Source organism: Stenotrophomonas sp. STEN056, from assembly GCF_056759635.1.
This window is the reverse complement of the sequence record NZ_JBRRDL010000058.1, coordinates 1-7,155: the sequence shown is the minus strand read 5'-3', so window position 1 is coordinate 7,155 and position 7,155 is coordinate 1. Positions and strand designations below refer to the sequence as shown.

The window sequence follows — 7,155 nt, the reverse complement described above, 5'->3', positions numbered from 1 at the left end:
CCCGGGGCCGTGCTAACCGGTGGGGCCGGGCGGCCGGGGGGGGTTTTTCCCCCCTCGGGGGGGGGGGGGCCGCGGGGCCCACAATACCCCGGGTGGGCCCGCGAATGGCGCGCCCAACTCAATCTGGGGAGTCAGGGGCGATGGGTCATCAGCCGCCGTGGATCACAGACCGGACACAAACGGGAGCAGATCCTGTCGTGCGCGGCGATTGTAGCGTATGCGCGCGCCGTGCGGCCAGAAATGTGCGCGTTTTGAACTGCATGTAACCCGCCGATGGCCGAGACAGGCCATCAGCGGCCCCATTGGCTAGAATGCCGGCCCATCGGAGGACGACCTCCCCCAGCACGGGAACGTATCCAGGACGGCCTGGCCCCCTCAAGGAGGCTTTCATGGCTTGGATTTATCTGTTGGTTGCGGGTTTGCTGGAGATCGTCTGGGCATTGGCGATGAAGCAGTCCCACGGTTTCACCCGGCTGGTCCCCAGCATCGTCACCATCGTCGGCATGATCGCCAGCTTCTGGCTGCTGGCCGTGGCCATGCGGACTCTGCCGCTGGGCACCGCGTACACCATCTGGACCGGCATCGGCGCGGTGGGCGCGTTCCTGATCGGCATCATCTTCCTGGGTGAGCACATCAGCGCGATGCGCATTGGCGCGGCGGTGTTGATCGTCAGCGGACTGGTGCTGATGAAGCTGTCGAGCAGCTGAGTACGGCCCTGCAGCCAACATGGCCCTTGGGCCGGGAAAGGCTGTTCACCAACTGAAAAGGCCGCCCAATGGGCGGCTTTTTCAGTTATTTCAGTTGTCTGGCGGAGGGCGGTGCCCTGCCGCTGCGCCGCTGGTCCTGCGTGCGGTCGGGCAGGTGGCCGAACCCGTTGGGCTCCCGTCTCCCGTGCTTTCCGTCGCATAAATGAAAAAACCGCCCAGTGGGCGGCTCTTTCATTTATCTGGCGGAGAGAGGGTCATCCAAACTGCAATACAAATTTATTTCAGGCCGTCCCGGGAACTCATTTGAGCTAAATAAAATCAATCAATTAGGTCGTTCAGAATACAAATTCATTGTGTTCGGTTCCAGTCCAGCCAGCTATGATGTAGGGAACAAAGTAGGGAACAGGGGGGGGTGTGCTCACGGCAGTCTTTGTCAAAACGGCTGGGAAGGGTCGCCATAGCGACGGACGTAACTTGTACCTATTGGTCAAGGGCGACGGCAGGAAAACTTGGGTGTTTCGGTATCGGGACCGATTGACGGGCAAGTCAAAGGATATGGGGTTGGGCCCGGTATCTGATGTCTCGCTAGCTCAGGCTCGCCAGTTAGCTGAAGGCCTGCGGTCTCAGCTTTGGAGCGGGACCGACCCAATTGCGTCTCGACGTGCGAGTCTCTTGGCTGCTCGAGCTGGGCAGGCTAAGAGCCTAACGTTCGGCCAATGTGCCACTCAATACATAGCTACGTTCCACAGCGAGTGGAAAAATCCGAAGCACAGGGCCTAGTGGACATCGACCATTGCGAATCACTGTGGGCGCATCAATGATTTGCCAGTGTCGGAAGTAGATGTGAATCTCATACGTGAGGTGCTTGAGCCAATCTGGCTCAGTACGACGGAAACAGCAAGTCGGCTTCGGAGCCGCATTGAACGTGTCCTAGACTGGGCAACCACCAGCGGCTACAGGTGTGGGGAGAATCCGGCCCGTTGGCGAGGCAACTTGAAGAACATCTTCTCGTCGCCTGCAAAGGTGAAGAAGGTTGAACATCGCCCTGCACTTCCCTATGCGGAAGTGCCTCGATTTATGGGTGAACTCAAGCTTCGAGAGGACTTCTCCTCGTCATGTCTGCAGCTTCAAGTTCTTACCGCTACGCGTCCCAGTGAAGCTGCGGGTGCGCGGTGGGCCGAATTTGATTTAAAGCGTAGGAGATGGGTCATTCCTAAGGAGCGTGCAAAGAATGGCAAAGAGCATGCCATACCGCTCTCAGAGCAGGTGATTGCCCTCATATCGAGCTTGAAAACTGGTGGTGGCGCTCACTTGTTCCCGGGCAAGGGCGATAAGGGGATTTCGACCGCCGCCCCTCTTAAGCTCCTGAAGAAGCTTAGGCCGGGAATGACTTGCCATGGCTTTCGTAGCTCATTTCGAGATTGGGCGGCAGAACAGACCGCGCACAGTAGGGAGGCTGCAGAGATTGCGCTCGCCCACACTGTGAAAAGCAAGACGGAAGCAGCCTACTTCCGCTCTGACATGTTCGATAAGCGGATACCGCTTATGGGAGACTGGGCGGACTACTGCTCGAAGTAGTCCGCCATAAGGCCCTAAAGGTAGTTCTGAAAAAGGGACCCGTCAGAGCAACTTGTCGGATTCCCGAACTTGCAACTCAAGTGGTCATTTTTCTCGGACAAAGCGTCCACCCACATATTTCCAGTTTGCCTTTGGCTGTCCGCCTTTGATGGTCGGAGTTCTCCCTGACGTATCCAAAGAGTAGTTGCTTCCGTTGCGATTGGAGTAGCCGGGTAGCACTGCAGCGCTGACATCGGACCATCCTTGAGCGTTGTAACGTTCGACCGTCAGGAATGGTGTGCCAGCATTGTTCTCGGTATAGATAACGAGTGTGTCGGTAGAGCCTTCCGGTAGGTACATCTGAGTGCTCGCATCGAGTTCAGCAAGTCCGGTTGCTTCGTCAATGTTAGCGAAGTCAGAATCTTTCAGCCCTTGATAGTCAGCATGTGATGCAAGTGCTCGAACGGCTGCACGAACGTCGTGGAAGCCACTCGCTGACTCTGCGCTGCCTTTGCATGAATCAGTCAAGGGGAGGGTGACGGTGTTCTGCCTGACGGCTACCAAATCGGCTTCTAGACGCTCATCATACATTTCGTCTTCGGGTAGCAACTGGATGTTTGAAAGGGTGATGGTGGCCTGTCCTTTGGCGGAATACCGGCAGCCATCCTTTCGAGTTCCTCCGATGCCAAGCAGTAGCGCAGCATCGCTTGGATTGGATACGCAGAACGTACCGTTGAAGCGCTGTGATTGGGGAATACGAGCGATTGATGCTCTTTCCAGTTGGAGGCAAAGGCTGGTGCCTTCATCTGTCTCCATGCGCGATGCGTCGGTGTACTCCCATTGGGCACCGATAGTCTGCGGAGCAGATTGCGCTGGGTACGCGAAAGCAAGAAGGCCCAATGTCGCCAATAGTGCAATTCGTGTCTGCATCACTTCTTCCTTGATGATTGGTCAGTTTGTGTACGCGAGGCGATAGACTGACTGAGCTTTGTAGCCGGGATTCTGTGCCTCAGCGCTGCGTCTCGCTTGGTCAGGTGTGCCTGCGTTGACCCTGACAACGAAAGTGCTACTTCCGCCACCGGGGCGACTCATTTTCACTTCATACGTGGCCATGCGACAGTCCTCCTACTCAAAGGCAACTTTTCATAGCGTCGATATGTGCTGCTTCCGAAGTGCTGAGATTTCGTTCGAAGTCCTGAGCAGTCCTTCCGCCATCCCGTTGGCTGGCGCAGCTACAGGTGCGCAACCAAATCTCGCGCTTGTTCCTCGCTTCCGGGTTTGGCAGGGAATTTGCTGCGTTGTAGTAGTAGTCGGCGCATGCCGCTATGTAGTCTGATGGCGAGCCGTTTGCGCTTGCCCGTACAAGAAGGGGAATTGCTTGCTGAAGCATCAGCAGTCCGCCGCCTGCAACTATCAAAAGCAATGGACCGGCCTTACTGGTGACCACTACAGGGGATTTCTTGGCTTTTGCGATGAGGTCGCTACGCTTGGCCAGATAGCAGGGGAAGGCAACAATCCATAGCAGAAGGACTACTGCGCCCCAACCGCCTGCGGACAGGTTGAAGAACCCTCTCTCATTGGGTTGCTTCCCGATGCGGTGATTCGCTGCATCTATGTACACCCACACAGCACTTGCTGTAACCACTGCCAGTACTAGTATCCCCAGCATTCTGCGCTCCTTGTTGTGATGAATCGAAATTGATGGTTGTTGTCAGAGCACATGGCGCTTGCTGACAAGCTCGATGCCGCAGTTGGGACATTCGGTCTTATGTGTCTTCATGAACATTTCGGCGAGTACGAAACAGATGATGAAGAACCAGCTCAGTGGCGCGAAGACGACGGCATAGACGAAGAACATCCACCAAGAGAGGTACCAAGGTTTGGTGCTTCTCTTGACCCCCATAAGTCCGGCATACCCGCATTCGAGGCACGTCATGGTGGTGTGGGTGTCATACCGCCGCAGGCTTGCTCGAACGTGCTCCGGCAGTGGCATAGGCGGCGGCTCGATGTTGTCCTTGGGTTGTTGCATACGTCCCCGTTGGCGGTGCTTGAGTGATACGAGGGGTAGGCCGGGCGTGTTAACGCACTTGCACCTTGGTAGTTGGTCTAGAAGGCCGGAAACCCCTGTTTTCCTGCTTCTTAGGGGGCTTCTTTCAGCACCTTCCCAGAGGTACAAACAATTCCTCCACGGCCAATGCTACAAATAATGTAGCATACGAGTCCAGAGGGAACGGGCCATCCTGTGGCGAGCTACAGCTATGCGTCCGTCCCGGTTATGTCGTCGCCAACTCTTCCAAGCATGTTCACCAAGCGCCTTAAAGAGGCTCGCTTGGCCTTGGGCATCTCACAGCGGGAGTTGGGGAGGCGAATAGGCCTATCGGAGGACGTAGTGTCCAGCAGGATTACAAGGTACGAGCGTGGTACTTCGGAGCCTGATTTCGTCACAGCTAGCAAGCTGGCGAAAGAGCTGGGTGTGCCACTCGCTTATCTGCTCGCTGATAGCGATGTTCTTGCCGATATCATTCTTGCGGCAGCCTCATTGCCGGTGGCTACCCAGCGTAAGCTGGCAGGGGAACTTCAGCAGTTGGCTAAAGACGAGGCGGAGTAGCTCTCTCTGGTGGTAGATGCAGTGCTCAGTCCATCTAGCTGCTGTTGGTTGAGGCAGGGTATGTTGCTTGTTCAGAGCTGCGGCAAGCTTGGCCTGATTTAGCCTACTTAACGCTTCCAGAAGGATGTTGGATGCTCTCTACTTCTACAATTAGCTACGCCCAGATGAGCGCTTGGCTCAATGAAAATCAGGGTGTGGTCGGTGTTGCCATCTTTCTTGCTACAGCGTTCTTCGGCTGGGCGAGCGGAATCTTCTCGGCTCTTCGGAAGCGTCCGGCCCTTAAGGTGTCGCTAATTGATGGACCGACGTTCTGCTGCACCTACCTCACTGGCAGGATGCATGGCGAGTATGAGGCGCACCGTACAGGGATAGCTCTGTACCTTTGAATTGCGAACGTTGGCTCCGCAGCATCAAGTATCGAAGGAGTATCGGTCGGCTACCATTGGCATCTACGCCCTTTTAGCCTTTCATGGCTTAAGTACACAATCGGCTGGTTTTGGCTCGAGAAGCAAGCTGTGGCGCTTCAAGATTTCCAAGTTGCAATCGGAAGAAGTGTCAAGGTTTATCCATTCCTCACTCAGCGAAATCACCTTTCTCCAGCCCGGGTGGACACGTTTCTTGAAGTAGGGCGTTCCACCAATGGAGTTGTCTATTTCGAACAGTCCGAAAGCTGGGGTGGCTGCTATCCTCGCATCGAGAATGACCACGTCCGGTTGAAGGTGAGAGTTCGCGATGTCTTCGGGAGAGGGCACACATCCATATTCAAGGTACCGGCGGTATCGTTGGAAGAAGCCCGGAAGTACTGCCCCGCCTTTGGTATGACCTTCTCCGAGCTTCATGGAGAACATGGCGTCAATGTGATGGAGCCCGACACTCCCACTCAGTCGTAGTGCAACGTATGAGTCCATGGGCGGAGCCCTATTAGGTGCCTTCCTCTTTCATTTGCAGTGCGCGATACACGCTGCTGCGGCTGATTGAGAAGCGCTCCGCCAATTGCTCGATGCTGAAGCCCTCTTCGGCCCGCATTCGCTTGATGCGTTCCTCCTGAGCGGCTGTCAACGCCTTTTTCCGGCCAAACTTGGTCCCTTTCTGCTGGGCGAGCGCGATTCCATCACGCTGACGTTCAGCACGGATGTCAGCCTCAAACTCTGCAAATGCACCCAAGAGGTTGAAGAGGAGGACGCCCTCTGCGGTCGATGTGTCCAATCCTTGGTCTAGGACGCGAAGGCTTACACCCTTCTTCTTGAGGAGGTCCGCAATCTTTGCCAAGTCGAGGACGCTGCGGGCCATTCGGTCCAGCCTGCTGACCACCAACACATCGCCGTCTCGAACGTACTCCAGAGCGGCTTGAAGTTGCGGGCGGTTCTCCGCCTGTCGGCCAGAGCGCTTCTCCTTAAAGACCTTGCTGCAGTTTGCTTTGGTCAACTTATCGAGCTGGACATCCAGCGACTGACCGACAGTCGAGACACGGGCGTATCCCACAATTTCCATGGTTGGCGTCTCAAAACTCCTAAGAGTTTGTGAGCTTATCATTTTGGTATGAGTTGTGGAATGCCAATGGCTATGTCCCAAGAGGTATACAAATCGGGATTTGTTCCAGCGCGCCCACATCGGTCTAAGATGCGAAGGCCATCACGACATGTTCACATGGATAAATGTGGCGGGGCAGATGGCGACGCCCAACAAGGAGGAGTTACATGCGGACTGTTTTTTTTAGCTTCCACTACCAGCGTGATATTTGGCGCATCAACCAGATTCGAAATCTCGATACGATTCTCGGCTGTGCAGCAGCAGGTTTTCGGGATGCCTCTCTATGGGAAGAGGCAAGGAAGAAGGGCGATGCAGAAATAAAGAAAATGATTGACAAGGGGCTTGAAGGCACTTCTGTGACAGTCGTTTTCATCGGTGCCGAGACGGCGAATCGCAAGTACATTGCCTACGAGATTGAGCGGTCGATTGCACGCGGGAACGGACTTGTCGGCATCCAGATTCACGAACTGAAAGACCAAAAGGGCAATACCGACGTCATTGGAGCCATTCCGGCTGGACTCTCCAACGGCGGATACCCTGTCTATAACTACTTCAACGCGGAACGCCTTAAGGCTCGGATTGAGGAAGCAGCACAGGCTGCGGGCAAGAAATAAGCGCAGTCGTGGGGTGGGGGGGGGGCCCCACCCGGCGCGTTGGTGGGGTGGGCCGGGTGTACAGGGGTGGGGTGGGGTTGGGGGGGCCGGGGGCGGGGGGGGGGGGTTGGGGGGCGGTTGGGTGAGGGCGGCGCGTGTG

At 55.9% G+C, this 7,155-nt stretch carries 10 protein-coding genes and 1 pseudogene; 7 read left to right on the top strand and 4 right to left on the bottom strand.

The window, feature by feature from the left end:
• Positions 1-389 precede the first annotated feature (389 nt).
• The 4 genes and pseudogenes from ACVOLO_RS17890 (at position 390) to ACVOLO_RS17875 (ending at position 2,285) form a co-directional block, all read left to right on the top strand.
• Entirely contained in the window at positions 390-707 is a 318-nt protein-coding gene (locus ACVOLO_RS17890) for a DMT family transporter (protein WP_481571674.1), read from the top strand.
• A 414-nt stretch (positions 708-1,121) separates the two neighbouring features.
• Positions 1,122-1,487 (top strand): Arm DNA-binding domain-containing protein, encoded by a 366-nt coding sequence (locus ACVOLO_RS17885; protein WP_481571673.1) that lies wholly within the window; start codon positions 1,122-1,124, stop codon positions 1,485-1,487.
• Between the two features lie 12 nt (positions 1,488-1,499).
• Positions 1,500-1,688 (top strand): annotated as a pseudogene (locus ACVOLO_RS17880) (phage integrase central domain-containing protein); the annotation flags it as partial.
• Positions 1,689-1,700: 12 nt separating this feature from the next.
• Complete coding sequence (locus tag ACVOLO_RS17875; RefSeq protein WP_481571672.1) at positions 1,701-2,285, top strand: tyrosine-type recombinase/integrase; 585 nt, start codon at positions 1,701-1,703, stop codon at positions 2,283-2,285.
• Between the two features lie 84 nt (positions 2,286-2,369).
• On the opposite strand, the gene ACVOLO_RS17870 is transcribed toward ACVOLO_RS17875, so the two are convergent.
• From ACVOLO_RS17870 to ACVOLO_RS17860, 3 genes are all read right to left on the bottom strand, one after another.
• Positions 2,370-3,194, bottom strand: coding sequence for a hypothetical protein (locus ACVOLO_RS17870; protein ID WP_481571671.1), 825 nt, complete (start codon positions 3,192-3,194; stop codon positions 2,370-2,372).
• 199 nt (positions 3,195-3,393) lie between these two features.
• Complete coding sequence (locus ACVOLO_RS17865; RefSeq protein WP_481571670.1) at positions 3,394-3,933, bottom strand: hypothetical protein; 540 nt, start codon at positions 3,931-3,933, stop codon at positions 3,394-3,396.
• A 42-nt stretch (positions 3,934-3,975) separates the two neighbouring features.
• Positions 3,976-4,293 carry a hypothetical protein gene (locus ACVOLO_RS17860; protein ID WP_481571669.1) on the bottom strand — a complete coding sequence of 106 codons (318 nt, stop codon included), beginning with the start codon at positions 4,291-4,293 and terminating at the stop codon, positions 3,976-3,978.
• 246 nt (positions 4,294-4,539) lie between these two features.
• Here ACVOLO_RS17860 and ACVOLO_RS17855 point away from each other — a divergent pair, with 246 nt between their 5' ends.
• Both ACVOLO_RS17855 and ACVOLO_RS17850 read left to right on the top strand, forming a co-directional pair.
• Positions 4,540-4,872, top strand: a complete 333-nt coding sequence (locus ACVOLO_RS17855) for a helix-turn-helix domain-containing protein (RefSeq protein WP_481571675.1) — start codon at positions 4,540-4,542, stop codon at positions 4,870-4,872.
• Between the two features lie 131 nt (positions 4,873-5,003).
• A complete protein-coding gene (locus ACVOLO_RS17850; protein ID WP_481571668.1) occupies positions 5,004-5,258 on the top strand; it encodes a hypothetical protein in 255 nt (84 codons plus the stop codon).
• A gap of 535 nt (positions 5,259-5,793) precedes the next feature.
• Here ACVOLO_RS17850 and ACVOLO_RS17845 read toward each other — a convergent pair.
• On the bottom strand, positions 5,794-6,363 hold the full coding sequence (locus tag ACVOLO_RS17845) for a recombinase family protein (RefSeq protein WP_481571667.1): 570 nt from the start codon (positions 6,361-6,363) through the stop codon (positions 5,794-5,796).
• 206 nt (positions 6,364-6,569) lie between these two features.
• Between ACVOLO_RS17845 and ACVOLO_RS17840 the strand changes: the two genes are divergently transcribed.
• A complete protein-coding gene (locus ACVOLO_RS17840) occupies positions 6,570-7,016 on the top strand; it encodes a TIR domain-containing protein (RefSeq protein WP_481571666.1) in 447 nt (148 codons plus the stop codon).
• Positions 7,017-7,155: the final 139 nt, after the last annotated feature.